Source organism: Bacillus sp. FSL M7-1020, from assembly GCF_038050415.1.
GTDB classification, from domain to species: domain Bacteria; phylum Bacillota; class Bacilli; order Bacillales; family Bacillaceae_G; genus Bacillus_A; species Bacillus_A toyonensis.
In genome coordinates this window covers 1,285,181-1,302,235 of the sequence record NZ_JBBOTW010000001.1, presented here as the reverse complement: position 1 = coordinate 1,302,235, position 17,055 = coordinate 1,285,181, and the positions used below count along the sequence as shown (strand labels likewise).

Sequence of the window (17,055 nt, the reverse complement as noted above, 5' to 3'; positions counted from 1 at the left end):
GTTGTAAAAAGTGTATTGTCACATTACAAAGCCTACTCAAAAATATTGAAATAAAAAAGAAGTTCCAAAAAAGGAACTTCTTTTACTTCATTTCGATATCCGCAGAATGAATATGATGTATTTTCCCTTCATGGTCCTCCAGAAGCAATACACCCTCTTCTGTAATCCCTTTTGCTAGCCCCGTAATCGTCTGTCTCATCGTTCGGGCAGTAATTTCTTTCCCGATGCTCACAGCGTAACTTTCCCAAAGAATTTTAATTACAGAGAAACCATTTTGTAAATACTCTTCATATAATTTTTCTAGTTGTAAAAAGATTTGTTGCATAAGTTCCGCACGAACAATTGGCTTACCTGATTCAATCGCTAAAGAAGTGGCAATTTGCTGAATTTCCTTATCAAAATGTTCTTGTTTTTGATTCGCATTAATACCAATTCCCATAATGACAGCATTGATTTTATCAGGATCCGCTTGCATTTCTGTTAATATACCTACAGCCTTTTTACCTTGAATTAAAATATCATTCGGCCATTTAATTCCTACATTTACACCTGTGCATTTTTCAATTGCTTGTGCAACGCTAACAGCCGCTAGCAGAGTGAGCTGCGGGGCATGATGAACCGGGATCGATGGACGCAAAATAATACTCATCCAAATTCCTGTTCCTTTTGGCGAATGCCACTTTCTACTTAAACGGCCTCTACCTGCAGTTTGCTCTTCCGCAACGACAATTGTTCCCTCTTCTACTCCTTCATAAGCAAGTTTTGCTGCAATATGCTGAGTAGATTCAACTGATTCTTCAAAATAAACCGTTCTACCGATACGCTCTGTTTGTAATCCTAACTGAATTTCATTAGCAGTTACTTTGTCTGGCTTCCCCGCAATGCGGTAACCTAATCGACGCACAGCTTCAAGTTCATATCCCTCATTCCGAAGGTCCTCCATATGTTTCCACACAGCGGTTCTTGAACAACCAAGTTTATCACTAATCGTTTGGCCAGATACAAACTCTCCATCCGCTTCAGAAAAAACTTGCAACAACTGCTTTCTTATAGTAGATTGCATCTTTGCAGCCACTCCCTTATACTCTCTTTCTCATTAACTACATTTCCTTGTACGATCGCTTCTTCGATTTTTTGAAGCATTTCAGCAACCCACGGACCAGGCTTTTTATTCGCCCAGTTTAATAGATCATTCCCACTCACATTCATTTCTTGACGACCCTTGATTGGCAATGCATGAAACATTGATTGTACTCGTTTAACAGATGTAGGGTTATAGTTTTCAATCATCGCTTCATATACTCTCTCTGCCATTTCAGCGATATGAATTCCCGTTTTATAAAGAAGGACTGTATCCCAATCCTTCTCCTTTCTCGTACGAATTGTTAATAAAACTGCGACAATATCTTTTATTTTTTTATTCGAAAACTTCCATTGACGTAAAAATACAGATGGATGCTCTTCTCCGATACAATATAAGAAAAATGCCCATGCCTCAATGTCTGTTTCAAAAGAATCCCATTTATACTGCGTAGCTTTTAACAGTCTCTCTTCTGACATTTGTAAATAGGGCAAATGAGAAAATAGCTTCGTCTCTACTAATTCTTTGAGGCCCTTCACACAATAGGTACCAGTTAACAGTTTCTCAAACTCTACTGTGATGCGCTCAATTGCTATATGTTCTAGCAAGTGTCCATACGTTTCAATCGCTTGCTTCGTTTTCGTTTCTAAAGAAAACCCTAACGTACTTACAAACCGAATGCCACGCATCATTCTTAGTGCGTCTTCTTGAAAACGATTCGCTGCATTTCCAACTGTCACAATTTCTCTCTTTTGAATCGCTTCCTGCCCAGCAAATAAATCCACCATTTCGCCTTCTTCTGTCATGGCAATCGCATTCATTGTGAAATCACGACGTTTTAAATCCTCTTCTAATGAACGAACAAATTGAACACTACTAGGTCTTCGAAAATCTTCATATTCGCTTTCTGTTCGAAAAGTGGTTACCTCATAAGGTTCACCATTTTCTACAACAATTACAGTTCCATGCTCAAGACCAACAGGAACATGTCTTGGGAATATATCCATTACTTCTTCTGGTAAAGCAGATGTCGCAATATCAATATCTCCAATCGGCCTATCGATAATAAGATCTCGTACGCTCCCACCAACAAAATAAGCCTCATGTCCTTGTTGTTTTAATATCTCAATAATAGAACTAGCTTTTTTAAATCTTTCCATTTTTGTCATCCCTTAGTATGTCATAGTAAATTGCTTCATATTGTGAGACGATTTTTTCTGAGCGGAACTGCTCATAAACACTTTCTCTTGCTCGCTCTCCCATATTACGGTGAAGCTCTTCATTCTTTAATAGCTGAATGGCTTGATTGGCCACACCTGTTGTATCGCCAACTTCACATAAATATCCTGTTTCACCATGTTGAATGACTTCTGGAATACCTCCAACCCTTGTTCCGATACAAGGTACACCACACGCCATCGCTTCTAATAAAACAAGACCAAAACTTTCCTTCTCTGATAGAAGCAACATTAAATCACTCATCGCAAGCAGTTCTGCAACATTATCTTGCTTCCCTAGGAATAAAACGCGATCTTCAATATGTAAATTCTTCACTATCTGTAAAATTGTACAAAATTCTGGTCCGTCTCCAACAAGAAGCAATTTCGCATCAACTTCTTTAGCAACTTTAGCAAATGCCTGAACAACATCCTGCACACGTTTCACTTTACGGAAATTTGAAATATGAATAAGTACCTTTTCACTCTCACTTATACCGTATTCTTTCTTTAATTGAGACATATTACGCTTGAAATATACACGTTCGTCTATAAAGTTATATACCGTTTGAATGTCTTTATTTGGTTTTACAAGCTCATGCGTTTCGTCAATTAATGAATGCGAGACAGCAGTAACAACATCAGACTGCTCAATACCAAAACGAATTAAATTATTTAACGAAGGGTCGGAACCTAACACAGTAATATCTGTTCCATGCAAGGTTGTAACAATTTTAATACGCTCTCCAATCATTTGTTTCGCTAAATAAGCACAAATTGCATGTGGTATTGCGTAATGCACATGTAAAATATCAAGACTTTCTCTTTGTGCAACCTCTGCCATTTTACTCGCTAATGCTAAATCATATGGTGGATATTGAAATACAGAGTATTGATTCACCGTCACTTCATGAAAATAAATGTTTGGATACACTTTATTTAATCGAAATGGTAAACCCGATGTAATAAAATGAATTTCATGCCCGCGTTCCGCCAATTGCTTTCCTAATTCTGTTCCAACAACTCCAGAACCACCTACAGAAGGATAACATGTAATACCTATTTTTAATTTCATTTACATCCCCCTATTAAATCAGCATGTAATAAAACCGGTTTCTTACTCATAAATCCTTCGGCATACAAGACTCCAACTTCTTTCCCAAACATCTTCTCACGAGCGACCACAGTTTCAACGTAACCCTCTGTTAACGGCGTCTTAACACCATCACTCCCTGTTGAAAACTGACTTTCATACGCTTCTAATGCTTCCACTTTTTGCGATAGGTACTCACTAATATCTATACAAAAATTCGGTTTATGAAAACCATTAATCATATAATTATAAAAAGACTCCACACGATGTGGTGGAAGTTCTGGCATATATTTACGGATTCCTGCTGAAAAAATAGCCTCTTCCACAAGCTTTGCACAATTTGCATGATCTGGATGACGATCTTCATAATATGGTGCAAAAACGAGTTTTGGTTTATATGTACGGATTACCTTTACAATTTCACGTATAAACTCTTCTTTCATATACAAGCCACGATCTGGCATCGCTAAATTCAGTCTCGTTTTTACTCCCATTATACGAGCTGCGGTCTTTGCTTCTTCTTTTCTCAACTCTATCGTTCCATTTGAAGAAAGGTCAGCTTCTGTTAAATCACAAATACCTACTTCAAACCCTTGCTTCGTATATTTTGCAATGGTACCCGCCATGCCGATTTCAACATCATCGGCATGAGCACCAAACGCTAATATATGTAATCCACTCATAATTGTTCCCCTCATTTTCTTAACTTGCGATAATCTAAATCCCCTCGTTCTAATGCGTGCATTAACATTTCAGCACTTGCCATGTTCGTTGCAAGTGGAATCGCATATACATCACATAAACGAAGTAATGCATTTACATCTGGTTCATGCGGCTGAGCAGTTAGTGGATCTCGGAAAAAAATCACCATATCCATATCGTTTTTTGCAATCATGGCTCCGATTTCTTGATCGCCACCAAGAGGACCCGACTGATATCTTGTTATATCTAAGCCAGTTGCCTCCATAATGCGAAGTCCTGTCGTTCCTGTTGCAAATAATTCATGTTTTTCAAAAATCGGTTTATATGCGTACGCAAACGAAACCATGTCATTTTTCTTTTTGTCATGTGCGATTAAGGCAATTTTCATCCGTTTTTCTCCCCTTTAGTCGATAATGTTTTCTAAACCGTACACAAGATGATCAATGTTCATTACTGTTTCAATTGATAGTTTTACACCTGACATAAATGATGCACGATTGAATGAATCGTGGCGAACCGTTAACATTTGTCCATCCCCGCCGAACATTACTTCTTGGTGTGCAATAAGTCCTGGTAAACGTACACTATGAATGTGAATACCGTCTACATTTGCACCACGAGCACCTTCTAGTTGCTCTACTTCGTTTGGATGACCTTGCTGCTTTGATTCACGATTTTGACGAATTAATTCTACTGTTTTGACAGCTGTACCAGATGGTGCATCTAATTTTTGATCATGGTGTAATTCAATTACTTCAACGTCTTGGAAGTACTTCGCTGCCATTTGTGAAAATTTCATCATAAGAACTGCACCAATTGCAAAGTTTGGAGCGATAATTGTTCCTACTTTATTTTCTTTTGCATTTTCTGTTAATTGCTTTAGTTCTTCTTCCGTAAATCCAGTTGTACCAATAACAGATCGAAGTCCACGTTCAACTGCAAGTGTCACATGTTTCTTTCCAACTTCTGGTGTTGTTAAATCTAATAATACATCTGCTTCCACTTCATCTAAACAAGTATGTAAATCTGCATAAATCGGTGTATCTAACATCGGCATACCAGGTAAGTCTGAAATCTTTTCTCCAGCGTGCTTATAGTCTACTGCTGCTACTAAATTGAAATGTTCTGTTCTTTCCATAAGAAGGACTGCTTCATGTCCCATACGTCCTCTTGGTCCAGCGATAATTACTTTAATTTCTTTCATTATTCTTTCTCTCCCTCATCAATGCGTGTCCAGCGATCTTTATCACGTGTATTAAATTTTTCCATTACAATGTTATGCGCTGTTTCTAAATCAATATTTAAACTATTTGCCATACAAATCATAACAAACAATACATCTCCAAGCTCTTCTTCAATACTACGTTCTGTTTCAGTTGTTTTCTTCGGTTTCTCACCATAGTAATGGTTTACTTCCCTCGCAAGCTCTCCCATTTCTTCCGTTAAACGAGCCATCATTGCAAGCGGACTGAAATAACCTTCTTTAAACTGACCAATATATGCATCTACTTCTTTCTGCATATCTTTCATCGTTTTTGCTTCCATACTAATCACCTCTAATCCTTCCTCTTTCATGTTAGCCAATTCATCGCGATTTGACAAATATTATTCCCCGCCAAACACCTATTTGCGACCCTTTTTTGGATAGACTATAATGAAGTGAAACTTTCTTTTGCGGTTTTGGCAAAAGATCAGCTAAAATCAATTGTTTTTTTATAGCCTTCACTATTTTTATTAACAACTAGAAATTACTTATCATTATGTTTTACCGTTTCAGCGGAGCAATGCAATCTACATAATTAGGGGGATTTCTATATGACATCAAGTTTGAAGATTCGAAATATCATTTTCATTTTAATCGGTTCCGCTATTTTTTCTTTCGGTATTGTGAATATCAATATTGAAAATCACCTTGCAGAAGGTGGATTTACCGGTATTACACTATTATTGTATTTTCTATTTAAGTTTGACCCTTCTTATTCAAACTTAATTTTAAATATCCCTATATTTTTTATTGGCTGGAAGTTACTTGGAAGAACGACATTTATCTATACACTAATCGGCACATTCAGCGTATCTTTATTTCTATGGATTTTTCAGCGTTACCACGTTCTTAACTTACATTTAAACTTACAAAATGATATGACACTCGCGGCTTTATTCGCCGGGGCATTTATCGGTATCGGTCTTGGCATAATATTTAAATATGGGGGGACTACTGGCGGTGTAGATATTATCGCAAGACTCGCTCATAAATATGTTGGCTGGAGTATGGGGAAAACAATGTTTATGTTTGATGCTATCGTCATTATCGTCTCTATTCTTACCTATTTATCATACCGCGAAGGCATGTATACGTTAGTTGCTGTTTTTATCGGAGCGAAAGTCATTGACTTTATGCAAGAAGGAGCCTATGCGGCAAAAGGAGCAACTATTATCTCAGATAAAAACGATGAAATTGCTGCCCAAATTTTATCTGACATGGAGCGCGGAGCAACCTTTTTAAAAGCTGTTGGATCGTATACGAAAGTGGAACGGAACGTATTGTATTGCGTTGTCGCTAAAAATGAAATCGTGAAATTAAAAAATATTATTACTTCTGTAGATCCTCATGCCTTTGTTGCTGTAAGTGACGTACATGATGTAGTTGGTGAAGGTTTTACATTAGATGAAAATAAAAATCCGTTACATAATTAAATTCAACTAGAAAAGCTCTTTAGCTTTTCTAGTTTTTTATTACATATCTTTTAAGCTTCTCCCAATCCTCATAAATAAGCTCCAACAAACTCCGATTATAAAAAATAGAAGCTGGATGAAAGGTCGGAAAAATAGAATATTCTTTTTCTGTCCATACAAATTCTGTACAGCAACTATCTTTCAATTGTTGCACGGGTTGTTTTAACAATTCTCCATGAACATCTGTAATTTTATGATTTTTACCGACTAAACGCTGTAATGCAATATTACCAAGCGTAACGATAACAGGAGGGTCTATATGTTCCAACTCATAATCTAATAAAGGTGCATGAGCAAGTATTTCTCCTTGATTTGGTGTTCTATTATACTTTTTCTGTATTTTTTCGCCATTTCGTTCTTTTTTCTCTCGCCATTTATATGGCCTACTCCGGACCGCACTCGTAATATATACTTCTTCCCTTGTAACATGAATACGTTCTAAAAACTCCATTAAATGTTTTCCAGCTCTACCGCTAAACGGAATCCCATTATGAATTTCTGTTTCACCAGGTGCTTCACCAACGAGCATAATTTTGGGGGTTCCAGGGCCTTGTCCACTTAGAAAACCTTCTAGCTGATACGAAGCACTACGCTCTTTCACTTGCTTTACTATATAGTCTGGATATTCCATTATCTCCCCCCTCATCGTATGCTACTTAATTATGATTTCCCTACAATATTTCTTTCATTTTATCCTGTCCATTTATTACAGATAATAAAAAAGACTATCAAAATTGATAGTCTTTAGTCGTCGCTACGCTGCATACCAGTATATATTAATACAAGACGTAATAATTCAAATACCGCTACAGCTGCAGCTGCTACATATGTTAATGCTGCCGCATTTAATACTTTACGAGCTTGGCCGTACTCATCTGTCGATACGATACCAAGTGCTTCAATTTGTTGCATTGCGCGTTTTGATGCATCAAACTCAACTGGTAATGTAACAAGTTGAAAAACAACACCTGCTGCCATCAAAATAATTCCTAGCAACAATAAACCAGACATTTGTGCAAACACACCAATTAAGACAAAAACCCAAGACATATTCGAGCCAAAATTAGCAACTGGTACTAATGAATGACGAACACGCATGAAATTATAATCTTTTGCATCTTGAATCGCATGCCCTACTTCGTGTGCTGCTACTGCTGTACCAGCAACTGAATGGCCATAGTAGTTATCTGTTGATAATCGAACTGTTTTGGCAGTTGGATCATAATGGTCTGATAAATGACCTGGCGTTTCTTCTACAGCTACGTTGTATAATCCGTTTTCATCTAAAATTTTCCGAGCCACTTCTGCTCCTGTCATACCTGATGTTGAATAAACTTGTGAATACTTGCTATAGGCACTACGTACTTTTGACTGTGCATACAACGGTATGATCAAAATGATCGCGAAGTAAATTAAATAAAACATCATGAACCTCCATTGAAGTTTTAATTATAGTACTTCTCATTCTATTTTTTTCTGCCACCATTGTCAATGAATAAACCTTACAATCCGTATCTTTATTTATCCCGCTATTTGTAGACAGTTAGACTCCCACCTCAAAATTCTGCTGGAGCAAAGAACTTAAGCGGTATATCCACTGCCCGTAAACGCCCGATTGATGAGGGCTAATAATCAATGAGGTATGAACCTCCCCACTGATTAAAGTTTCACTTTATCGCATTATCTATTTTTAGAATGTACATTACTTTTTCTTTTCTCTCGCTCACCTTTATACTTTCTCCATCCAACATAAGTTAATGTGAATAAAATAAGTCCTCCAGTAATTGTCATAAACCAAATGAGAGAGGGGGCAATTTCATCTTTTTTTACTGTGTGAAATATCTTTTGCAAATCTCCTTTAATGATTCCTAATTGCATTTGCCCACCTTTCGTTTTTAACATAACGTTACGAAATTCATCCAAATAAGATAAATGAGCATTTACACGTTGCACCTCGTTTTCTGGCAAAGCAATCATTAGGCTTGGGTAAATAATATTAAATTCATTTAAGAATGTATTTAACGTTTGCTGAAACTGTCCAGTATCTTCTTTTTTCATCGCTTTTTCCATTTGAGAAAAAGCATCCATTACTTTCCCTTCTCTTTCCATCCAAAGCGGTTGATATTTCGATACTTGCGCATCAACAGCAAGTTGTAATGCTATCACATTATCAATTTTAACTTGCTTACCTAAATCTTCTTCCGAGAGAGATTGTTTCGCTTTGTCGTAAGCTAAAGAAATGACTCTAATTTGATCTGGTGTTACTTCTTGCTTCTTTTCATTCCCCTTCACTAAAAACTGCTCCGAGAAATATTGTAATACTTGTACTGCTTTTTCATCTTCATTACGCTTCACTAACTGTAACGAGTCGTCTAGCAACCCCGTTAGTTCACTCCACTCTTCAGCATATATACGTAACGGAAACATTATAATTAGAAATGCTATCAATCCAATTAATGTTCTCTTCATCCCGGTCCCCCCTATAACTACTAGTACAAAATATGTGGAATTGGACAAGAATAGAACAGAACTGCCCCGAAAAATATATTATCGTTTTACAAACAAAAAAATTCTCTTTAAGCAGAGAATTTTTCCTTTGAAATCCTTTTCTTTTTTACGAAATATCTATACAAGCTGTAACAAAGTATACTACCACCTAAAATGAATACTAAAATAGCACACGCCGCATGCATAAAAAATTCTTCTGGTAGCATTAAAATAATCGGATCCGATTCAATATCAAACATCCAATAATCGTTACTGAATAACAGCTTATGGAATAATACAAAACTCTTTTCAAAATTAATAGCGATTGGCAACACCAGTGCTATCGGAAATATAATTGTTACAATCGATCCATGCAGTAAAAATTTTTCGTTTTTTCTTTTTAATAAATAAACGCCGCCTATCACTACAATCATAATTGTCGCATACATCACATATTGAATCTTTACTATAATATTTTTAACATCTACAAAATGAATACGACCATTTGTAGACATATCTAATGTCGGTAAATGTAATGCTCCGTCATAAAACGGAGATAAATATGTAATTAGCACATCATAATTTCTCTTAATTTCATCTTTTGTCATATCCGCTAAATCTGGAATGTTTAAAAAATCAATTTCAAAATAATACAGCCATTTTCCATATATAACTGCCATTGTTGCAAGTGCAAAAATAGAAAATGCTATGCTATATGAAACAACTAACGTAATCAATCGATCCAATATTTTTCCACTCTTACTTCTCTTCATTTTCTCCCCCTAAATGTTCACACCATCATAAAGAAAACTGTTTTCGGCGCTCACGTAAGCAATAATAGTATGTGATGCACAGTACGACAATACTTAACCAAAATGTAAAATAACCAATTTTCTCTACAAACAAATGCATAATTCCGTATCTCGGCATTTGCCAAAATAAATAATCAATTGCGTCATTATGTAATGTCCATATACCTGCTACTACAAAATGCCATTTTTTTATACGGTAAAACGGAGCATATAACACTCCCTGCACTGCCATTGCAAAATGCGATAGCATTAACATATACCCCATCAAGCCAATAGGACCTTTTACATAAATCATAACCACATTTACAACAACAGCCCATATACCATATTTTATTAAAGTTACAATTGCCAGCGCCTCTATTAATCCCCAGTTTCGCTTTACCAAGAAAGCAATTAAAACAAAGACAAAAAAGAGAGTCGCCATAGGACTATCTGGTACAAACGGCCAAAATATAGGTGACGTTTCTTTTAATTGATTTCCATACCATATAAATCCGTAAATTGTACCTAGTATGTTAACAATCAATAAAAATAATAATACTGAGCGTTGTCTTAACATTGCATACAAGTAAACCAAGCTGTATGTCCAACACCTTTCATTCTTTCCTCAAACTCTACTCTATTATATAGTAAACTTTCTGTCATCAAAATAAAAAGCTGACCACAAAATTTGTAGTCAGCTTTTCTATTATTTTTTATTATACTTTGCAACGAATTCCGAAAGCTTTTTCAGTTCTTCATCCGTACCTTTAAATACACCTTTAGGCATGGAACCTTTTCCATCTTTCGCAATTTTAGCGATTTCTTCAGGTTTTAAAGTTAAGTTCTGCAAAGCTGGTGCTGCCGCCCCGCCTTGTAAATTATCACCATGACACGTTAAACAAGTATTTTTTTGCATTAACTTGTAGCCGTCATCATTTTTATCAACTGGTGCTGTTTTTACAATTGCGCCTTGTTTCTTTGCAGCTTCCCAGTCGTGGTGTGCTACAGATTCCCAAGTTAAAAAGATAATCGATGCAATTGCTAAAAGCATAAATCCAGTGGCTACAGGACGCTTCAACGGGCGTCTTTCTGGACCTCGATCGAGAAATGGAGCTAACAGCAATGCTCCGAACGCAATCCCTGGCATAATAAACGCTCCAATTACAGTAAATGAACCAGAAGCATAAGAATACTTTAGTAACTGATACAAAAATAAGAAATACCAATCTGGAAGTGGTATATATCCGGCATCTGTCGGATCCGCCATTCTCTCAAGCGGTGACGGATGTGCCACTGTTAAACATAAATAACCGATTAAAAAAACTGCACCAACCATCCATTCTTTTAACAAGAAGTTCGGCCAAAATGCTTCTGTTTTTCCTGGGTATTCAGAATAATCTTTTGGAATATTTGGTTTCCGAGCTACTGGTACTCGAGAATCTCCTACAAATTTCATTCCTTTGCCGCGATGCATAATCTCCCTCCTTTAGTTCTTTCCCCTTTAATTTAGCAATCTCTTATAGTGGACCGGAAATACCTTGTTTGCGAATCATGATGAAGTGGAAGGCCATTAAACCTAGAAGTGCTGCTGGTAAGAAGAAGACGTGAATAGCAAAGAAGCGAGTTAATGTTTGAGCGCCAACAATTTCGGAATGACCAGCGAGTAATGTTTTAATATAAGGACCAATGAGCGGCGTTTGCTCTGCGATTTGAATCCCTACTTTCGTAGCAAATAACGCTTTCATATCCCACGGTAATAAATATCCGGTAAAACCAAGACCTAACATAACAAAGAAAATAAGAACACCAACAATCCAGTTTAACTCACGAGGTTTTTTATACGCACCTTGGAAGAAAACTCTGAGTGTATGTAAAAACATCATTACAATTACGAGACTAGCACCCCAGTGGTGCATACCACGAACAATTTGCCCGTACGCAACTTCATTTTGTAAATAGTAAACAGATTCCCACGCATTTTTAATATCAGGCACATAATACATCGTCAAAAACATTCCAGATAAAATTTGAATTACAGTAACGAAAAAGGTAAGTCCTCCAAAGCAATAAACGAATGCAGAAAAGTGATGTGCCGGGTTTACATGTTCAGGTACTTCATGATCAGCGATATCGCGCCATATCGGTGTAATATCTAAACGTTCATCTACCCAATCATAAATTTTATTTAGCATCTACTTTGCACCCCCTTTTGGCTTCGCTTTTCCTAAATACAGCGTTCCATCTTTCACTTTAGACTCGTACACATCAAGCGGAGCAAGTGGCGGTGTGCCTTTAATGTTCATACCATCTTTTGTATAACGTCCTCCGTGACAAGGGCAAAAGAATTGATTCGGATGTGCTTTGTCCGAATTCCAGTTCACTGTACACCCTAAATGTTTACACACTGGAGAAAATGCAACGATGTCTCCGCTTTCATCTTTATGCACCCAAGCAGATTTTGGCTCTTCAGACTTGTACCATCCGTCAACCTGTTTCACCTTAAAGTCGAAACGCTTCGGCTCTGTTGTAATATCCTTTACTTGCGCAACAGCAACCATATCTGTTCCCGCTTCTTTTCTTAACACCGGATCAAGCGCAAATCGCGTCATCGGCATTAAAATACCCGCTGCCATAAAGCCTCCTACTCCTGTAAGTGTGTAATTTAAAAACTGTCTTCTTGACACACGATGTTCTTTCTCGCTCACGAAAATTTCCCCCCTCTATCAGAAATTGTCCCCTCGTGAAAAATAATATAAAAAATAAATACTAGGACACTATCATGATATAATACCCTCATGCACAGGTCAATATCATACTACTCATAATAATAAGAACTTTCTGTTTATTGCTATTTTCCCCATTTTTCTTCTAACATTACCATTATATTTTTTATATGAGCGTGAATGACTTCTCTCTTCGCTTGATCACTAAATTGTTCTAACGCTAATGAGGGTAACCAAAATAAATCCCCCTGTAACTCTTGCATATCTTCTTTCCATGAAAAATCACTTGTAACATAAGCAATATGTTTAAAGCCTTGACTTTGTAAATGATCTGTCCATTCTTGCAAACGAGCTTTTTCATTCTTTTGACTTTCTACTAAATACGTAAATGCAGGTAGTAAAAGCACTCTTCCTTTATATTCTCTTTCCAACTCCATACTCAACAATTCAATAAATTCACCTTGTTCTACTACCGTTTTCATTTCTTTTGCTGCTGAAATTGACAAAAGAGGTATTACCCCTGTATCTACATACTCCCTTGCTTGCTCAAACTGTTCCACGTCTTTTACAATCCATTTCACATTTCTTCCCTCCCTCCAGCTAAAATGACAGAACTTTCACTTTATATATATTAAACCATACTAAAAGGGGTAAAAAAAGAAAAACCACCCAAGATAGGTAGTTTTTCTTAAAAAAGTCCGAAATTTGTAAAAATTTAATAATTCAAATAAATCCTATAAAGTCTTTAACTCCGCCGTTAACCTATGAAACGCTTCCTTATCTTGCTTATCCAATGCTTCATCAATTTGTTTCAAAAGACGTTCTCTTCTAAATGAAAATACACTCTCTTCTAAAAATCTCTCTGCAAGTAAACGATCTTTTTCATTTACTTCAATATGCTTTGGTAAATATGGATTGTCTTCTAATACAGCTACATAGTTTGCGTTTTGGAACGATGATTTAAAGTTGAGTTGAATATAAATATCCTCATCTCGATTTAAACGAATATCATGAAACGATTTTTCAGCATCTGTTGTCATAACATTTTGTTTAAAAAAGTGAAACGGTGTGTCTTTCACGCAATTTGCTGACATTACTAAACCACGCGGACAATATTTTGCATGCTCTACGAAGTGGACTTTATGCATTAATTGGTCGTGACTCATTAAATAATTCAAAATCCATACACATTCACGCTGTTTCAGTTGGTAATTATTCAAAAACCATTTCACAAAATCCTTCTTCTCGTTTACAGAAACAGGGGTATTCATAGCAATTAAGTCCCTCCTCTGTCTTTCTCTTTTCTTTTTAGATTCAAGAAGCGGCATTCAGTTTCCTTCCAACTTATGAAAAATCCTCTAAATTATATAACAACTCTTCAATATGAATTTGTGTCGGGTCTAGTTGTAATAACTGAGTAAACACTTCTTTGGCCTCTTTTCGCATTCCTTCTTCCAATAAGAAATAACCGTACTCTTCCAAGAAGTCTGGATGATTCTTAAAAGAAGTATATGCACTTTCATAGTGCTTTAATGCATCCGAATACATTTCTAATTGTTTTTTTGCAAACGCAAGATCCCAAAGTAGTTGTGTATCTGGCTCTCCGCTATCAATAGCACGCTCTACAACTGTGATTAACTCTTCATACTTTTCTTGTCCTTTTAAAATATATGCATACTTTAATATTGCACCTAAATGTCCTGGATCTAACTCAAGCGCTTTTTGAAGCACTTCCTCTGCCTCTGCTACTTTTCCTAATTTAGCTGCAATGCTCGCTAATTCTACATAAAACGGAACAGCAAGCTCATCTACTTTAATTCCTTCTTGAAGTGTTTCATAGCTTTCTTGCAGCATTCCTTCTTTTTCATAGCTTTTCGCTAAATACATGTATAGTGATGCGTACTCAGGATCTAATTCTTTTAGTTCTTGCCAAGCACCAATTGCTCTTTGATATTCTTCTCCTTGATATAATGTGAAAGCATATCCAAATAAGGAGTGAATATCTTTTTGCTCCTCTAAGCCTGCTTCATAGTAAGAGATCGCTTCTTCCCAGTTTCCAATTGCACTTAACGTTTCTGCGAGACGAAGTGCAATGACAACACCCCCCATTACTTTATGTTCCGCTAATAGCGACTCGTAATAAGTAATTGCCTTTTGTTCTTCACCTTTACTACTATATAATTCTGCTAATCCAAACGTAATAACAGGTTCGTCAGGCATCAATTCTTTCGCCTTTAATAGTTTTTGCTCTGCTACATCATCAAAACCTTGCATTTGGAATAAATCTGCAACAAGCAATAACGATTGAACATATAAATCATCATTTTCTGGAATATCATGAAGTACTTCAATCGCTTCATCTTCTTTATCTAAATCAATATATAATTCTGCTAAAAATACCGTAAATTCACTCTCTTCCGGATATAGCAAACGTAAATCTTCTGTTATTACTAGCGCCTCATCCGTAAACCCAAGTGTATGATAGTAGCGAGCGATATCATACTTCTCTTCATCATTCGCAACTTGTAATTGTTCTTTTAATAATTGTAATCCTTTTTCCGCTTCACCATTTTCAATATATGACACAGCTTGTTCAAACTTTTGCATAAACGTCTCCTTTAATTCTAAAAAATATTCTCTTCTGTTCATTTATCCCGCTATTAACGGGCAGTCAGACCCCCACCTCAAAATTCAGCTAAGGCAAAGAAGTTAGTTTGGGGATCAACTGCCCATAAAAGCCCGATTGGTTCAACTAATAATTAGCGGGGGATAAACATCCCCCACTGATTAAAGTTTCACTTTATCATAAGCAACGCACTATTATAACGCAACCTTTAGAATGGGCATGCTCCTTCTTGTACTTTTTCTTATAGCGTAGCTACTTGTTCAAAAAGTTCGGATGTGACACCGATCCCTCACTACTTTCTATTGTACCGTTTTCTTTCATGACCGTGCAAATAACTTCCCTTATTAATTATGAAGCAACACCAACCAAGCTTTTAGGAGCTGTTCATGCGGGATAAAAAAGACTCCTATAAAAGGAGCCTTCACAATTTCTTAAGAATAGGTTTCTTCTTTCTTAACTTGCTCATTTACAAGCTCTTTCAGTAATTCTATAATTTCATCATTTTCTTCTTTCAATCCGACGGTAATACGAATGCCATCATGTATTCCAAATGCAGCACCAGAACGAACAATATATCCTTTCTTCATTAATCGTTCGAAAGCTTCATTACCAGAAATACCAAGTTTTAAGAAAATGAAATTTGTTTGAGACGGATAATAGAATACGTTATATTCCTTACAAAATGCATAGTATTGATTTAACCCTTCAGCATTTTTTTGCACACAGTCTTGTAAAAATGTTTGATCTTCTAATGCAGCTATTGCTACAGCTTGGGCTACAGTCGATGTATTGAACGGTAACCTTGCTACTTCCAACTGCCCGATTAACTTCGCATCACCAATCGCATATCCAATTCGAAAAGCAGCTAAGCCATATGCTTTTGAAAATGTACGTAATACCATAAGATTTTCATATTTTTCAAGAAGTGGCAATGTTTGCGGATAGTCTTTTGCTTCCGCATATTCATAATATGCTTCATCCATAATAACGAGCGCTGACTTAGGTACTGATTCTAAAAATGAAAGTAATTTTTGTTTCTCTACATATGTACCTGTCGGGTTATTCGGATTACAAATCCACACAATCTTCGTTTTATCATCTACTTGTTGTAACATTGCATCTAAATCGTGAATGCCATCTTTAAGTGATACTTCACGAACTTCTGCCCCTTCAATAACAGCATGGTGATGGTATTGCGAGAATGTAGGATTCGCCATTACAACATTTGTTCCTTCATGTAGTAAGGCACGGCTAATCATTTGAATAACTTCATCTAACCCACTACCAAATAACAGTTGTTCCGCTTTTACACCTAAATGATCAGCTACTTTTGTCCGAAGTTCAAAAGCATATCCATCTGGATAAAGAGCGTATTGACTCACTAATGATGTTAACGCTTCTGTCACATTTGTAGAACAACCGAATGGATTTTCGTTCGATGCTAATTTCACAATTTTTGATAATCCATATTCTCTTTTTACTTCTTCAATATTTTTCCCAGGTACATATGCTCTCAAAGTTAACAATTGCTCTTTCACTCTCATTTTTCTTCCCCCAGTCATTTTATTGAATTCGATTACAGTAAGGGATTATAAT

Annotated in this window: 20 protein-coding genes; 1 reads left to right on the top strand and 19 read right to left on the bottom strand. The window is 36.4% G+C overall.

Annotation, left to right across the window (positions count from 1 at the left end; genetic code table 11):
• Nucleotides 1-82: 82 nt before the first annotated feature.
• The 7 genes from MHB70_RS06800 to MHB70_RS06770 are packed head-to-tail and all read right to left on the bottom strand — an operon-like array spanning nucleotide 83 to nucleotide 5,638.
• Nucleotides 83-1,063: a biotin--[acetyl-CoA-carboxylase] ligase gene (locus MHB70_RS06800; protein ID WP_001192039.1), complete on the bottom strand. Its 981-nt coding sequence runs from the start codon at nucleotides 1,061-1,063 to the stop codon at nucleotides 83-85.
• On the bottom strand, nucleotides 1,048-2,241 hold the full coding sequence (locus MHB70_RS06795; protein WP_000439298.1) for a CCA tRNA nucleotidyltransferase: 1,194 nt from the start codon (nucleotides 2,239-2,241) through the stop codon (nucleotides 1,048-1,050). Before MHB70_RS06795 ends, MHB70_RS06800 begins: the two co-directional genes overlap by 16 nt.
• Complete coding sequence (gene bshA, locus MHB70_RS06790) at nucleotides 2,228-3,373, bottom strand: N-acetyl-alpha-D-glucosaminyl L-malate synthase BshA (RefSeq protein ID WP_000768312.1); 1,146 nt, start codon at nucleotides 3,371-3,373, stop codon at nucleotides 2,228-2,230. The genes MHB70_RS06795 and bshA overlap by 14 nt, the downstream gene beginning before the upstream one ends.
• Nucleotides 3,370-4,074 (bottom strand): bacillithiol biosynthesis deacetylase BshB1, encoded by a 705-nt coding sequence (bshB1, locus tag MHB70_RS06785; protein WP_000015658.1) that lies wholly within the window; start codon nucleotides 4,072-4,074, stop codon nucleotides 3,370-3,372. Before bshB1 ends, bshA begins: the two co-directional genes overlap by 4 nt.
• Nucleotides 4,075-4,085: 11 nt before the next feature.
• Complete coding sequence (locus MHB70_RS06780) at nucleotides 4,086-4,481, bottom strand: methylglyoxal synthase (protein WP_061530152.1); 396 nt, start codon at nucleotides 4,479-4,481, stop codon at nucleotides 4,086-4,088.
• Between the two features lie 15 nt (nucleotides 4,482-4,496).
• Nucleotides 4,497-5,297 carry a dihydrodipicolinate reductase gene (gene dapB / locus MHB70_RS06775; RefSeq protein WP_000658795.1) on the bottom strand — a complete coding sequence of 267 codons (801 nt, stop codon included), beginning with the start codon at nucleotides 5,295-5,297 and terminating at the stop codon, nucleotides 4,497-4,499.
• Nucleotides 5,297-5,638: a nucleotide pyrophosphohydrolase gene (locus MHB70_RS06770; RefSeq protein ID WP_044810165.1), complete on the bottom strand. Its 342-nt coding sequence runs from the start codon at nucleotides 5,636-5,638 to the stop codon at nucleotides 5,297-5,299. The genes dapB and MHB70_RS06770 overlap by 1 nt, the downstream gene beginning before the upstream one ends.
• Before the next feature lie 270 nt (nucleotides 5,639-5,908).
• Here MHB70_RS06770 and MHB70_RS06765 point away from each other — a divergent pair, with 270 nt between their 5' ends.
• On the top strand, nucleotides 5,909-6,790 hold the full coding sequence (locus MHB70_RS06765; RefSeq protein ID WP_061530153.1) for a YitT family protein: 882 nt from the start codon (nucleotides 5,909-5,911) through the stop codon (nucleotides 6,788-6,790).
• A gap of 28 nt (nucleotides 6,791-6,818) precedes the next feature.
• On the opposite strand, the gene MHB70_RS06760 is transcribed toward MHB70_RS06765, so the two are convergent.
• The 12 genes from MHB70_RS06760 to hisC all read right to left on the bottom strand — a co-directional run bounded on the left by MHB70_RS06760 (nucleotide 6,819) and on the right by hisC (nucleotide 17,003).
• A complete protein-coding gene (locus MHB70_RS06760) occupies nucleotides 6,819-7,460 on the bottom strand; it encodes a uracil-DNA glycosylase (protein ID WP_000456307.1) in 642 nt (213 codons plus the stop codon).
• A 113-nt stretch (nucleotides 7,461-7,573) separates the two neighbouring features.
• Nucleotides 7,574-8,254, bottom strand: coding sequence for a zinc metallopeptidase (locus MHB70_RS06755; RefSeq protein ID WP_000499539.1), 681 nt, complete (start codon nucleotides 8,252-8,254; stop codon nucleotides 7,574-7,576).
• A gap of 255 nt (nucleotides 8,255-8,509) precedes the next feature.
• Nucleotides 8,510-9,298, bottom strand: a complete 789-nt coding sequence (gene ypjB, locus MHB70_RS06750) for a sporulation protein YpjB (RefSeq protein WP_000831603.1) — start codon at nucleotides 9,296-9,298, stop codon at nucleotides 8,510-8,512.
• 107 nt (nucleotides 9,299-9,405) lie between these two features.
• A complete protein-coding gene (gene lit / locus MHB70_RS06745) occupies nucleotides 9,406-10,089 on the bottom strand; it encodes a lipoprotein intramolecular transacylase Lit (protein ID WP_061530154.1) in 684 nt (227 codons plus the stop codon).
• Nucleotides 10,090-10,114: 25 nt separating this feature from the next.
• Nucleotides 10,115-10,705 carry a DUF1405 domain-containing protein gene (locus MHB70_RS06740; protein ID WP_000262817.1) on the bottom strand — a complete coding sequence of 197 codons (591 nt, stop codon included), beginning with the start codon at nucleotides 10,703-10,705 and terminating at the stop codon, nucleotides 10,115-10,117.
• 111 nt (nucleotides 10,706-10,816) lie between these two features.
• Nucleotides 10,817-11,584, bottom strand: coding sequence for a menaquinol-cytochrome c reductase cytochrome b/c subunit (qcrC, locus tag MHB70_RS06735; RefSeq protein WP_000554601.1), 768 nt, complete (start codon nucleotides 11,582-11,584; stop codon nucleotides 10,817-10,819).
• A gap of 43 nt (nucleotides 11,585-11,627) precedes the next feature.
• A complete protein-coding gene (qcrB, locus tag MHB70_RS06730) occupies nucleotides 11,628-12,302 on the bottom strand; it encodes a menaquinol-cytochrome c reductase cytochrome b subunit (protein ID WP_000932700.1) in 675 nt (224 codons plus the stop codon).
• A complete protein-coding gene (gene qcrA / locus MHB70_RS06725) occupies nucleotides 12,303-12,815 on the bottom strand; it encodes a menaquinol-cytochrome c reductase iron-sulfur subunit (protein WP_001290419.1) in 513 nt (170 codons plus the stop codon).
• 143 nt (nucleotides 12,816-12,958) lie between these two features.
• Entirely contained in the window at nucleotides 12,959-13,414 is a 456-nt protein-coding gene (locus MHB70_RS06720; RefSeq protein WP_000871316.1) for a YpiF family protein, read from the bottom strand.
• A gap of 153 nt (nucleotides 13,415-13,567) precedes the next feature.
• A complete protein-coding gene (locus MHB70_RS06715) occupies nucleotides 13,568-14,104 on the bottom strand; it encodes a ReoY family proteolytic degradation factor (protein WP_001095919.1) in 537 nt (178 codons plus the stop codon).
• Between the two features lie 73 nt (nucleotides 14,105-14,177).
• Nucleotides 14,178-15,440, bottom strand: coding sequence for a tetratricopeptide repeat protein (locus MHB70_RS06710; RefSeq protein ID WP_001168690.1), 1,263 nt, complete (start codon nucleotides 15,438-15,440; stop codon nucleotides 14,178-14,180).
• A gap of 450 nt (nucleotides 15,441-15,890) precedes the next feature.
• Nucleotides 15,891-17,003 (bottom strand): histidinol-phosphate transaminase, encoded by a 1,113-nt coding sequence (hisC, locus tag MHB70_RS06705; protein ID WP_001264040.1) that lies wholly within the window; start codon nucleotides 17,001-17,003, stop codon nucleotides 15,891-15,893.
• Nucleotides 17,004-17,055: the final 52 nt, after the last annotated feature.

What these genes read in the sequence shown, in the direction of transcription:
- MHB70_RS06800 (WP_001192039.1), bottom strand. Translation starts at nt 1,063, where the DNA reads ATGCAATCTACTATAAGAAAGCAGTTGTTGCAAGTTTTTTCTGAAGCG.
- MHB70_RS06795 (WP_000439298.1), bottom strand. Translation starts at nt 2,241, where the DNA reads ATGGAAAGATTTAAAAAAGCTAGTTCTATTATTGAGATATTAAAACAA.
- bshA (WP_000768312.1), bottom strand. Translation starts at nt 3,373, where the DNA reads ATGAAATTAAAAATAGGTATTACATGTTATCCTTCTGTAGGTGGTTCT.
- bshB1 (WP_000015658.1), bottom strand. Translation starts at nt 4,074, where the DNA reads ATGAGTGGATTACATATATTAGCGTTTGGTGCTCATGCCGATGATGTT.
- MHB70_RS06780 (WP_061530152.1), bottom strand. Translation starts at nt 4,481, where the DNA reads ATGAAAATTGCCTTAATCGCACATGACAAAAAGAAAAATGACATGGTT.
- dapB (WP_000658795.1), bottom strand. Translation starts at nt 5,297, where the DNA reads ATGAAAGAAATTAAAGTAATTATCGCTGGACCAAGAGGACGTATGGGA.
- MHB70_RS06770 (WP_044810165.1), bottom strand. Translation starts at nt 5,638, where the DNA reads ATGGAAGCAAAAACGATGAAAGATATGCAGAAAGAAGTAGATGCATAT.
- MHB70_RS06765 (WP_061530153.1), top strand. Translation starts at nt 5,909, where the DNA reads ATGACATCAAGTTTGAAGATTCGAAATATCATTTTCATTTTAATCGGT.
- MHB70_RS06760 (WP_000456307.1), bottom strand. Translation starts at nt 7,460, where the DNA reads ATGGAATATCCAGACTATATAGTAAAGCAAGTGAAAGAGCGTAGTGCT.
- MHB70_RS06755 (WP_000499539.1), bottom strand. Translation starts at nt 8,254, where the DNA reads ATGTTTTATTTAATTTACTTCGCGATCATTTTGATCATACCGTTGTAT.
- ypjB (WP_000831603.1), bottom strand. Translation starts at nt 9,298, where the DNA reads ATGAAGAGAACATTAATTGGATTGATAGCATTTCTAATTATAATGTTT.
- lit (WP_061530154.1), bottom strand. Translation starts at nt 10,089, where the DNA reads ATGAAGAGAAGTAAGAGTGGAAAAATATTGGATCGATTGATTACGTTA.
- qcrC (WP_000554601.1), bottom strand. Translation starts at nt 11,584, where the DNA reads ATGCATCGCGGCAAAGGAATGAAATTTGTAGGAGATTCTCGAGTACCA.
- qcrB (WP_000932700.1), bottom strand. Translation starts at nt 12,302, where the DNA reads ATGCTAAATAAAATTTATGATTGGGTAGATGAACGTTTAGATATTACA.
- MHB70_RS06715 (WP_001095919.1), bottom strand. Translation starts at nt 14,104, where the DNA reads ATGAATACCCCTGTTTCTGTAAACGAGAAGAAGGATTTTGTGAAATGG.
- MHB70_RS06710 (WP_001168690.1), bottom strand. Translation starts at nt 15,440, where the DNA reads ATGCAAAAGTTTGAACAAGCTGTGTCATATATTGAAAATGGTGAAGCG.
- hisC (WP_001264040.1), bottom strand. Translation starts at nt 17,003, where the DNA reads ATGAGAGTGAAAGAGCAATTGTTAACTTTGAGAGCATATGTACCTGGG.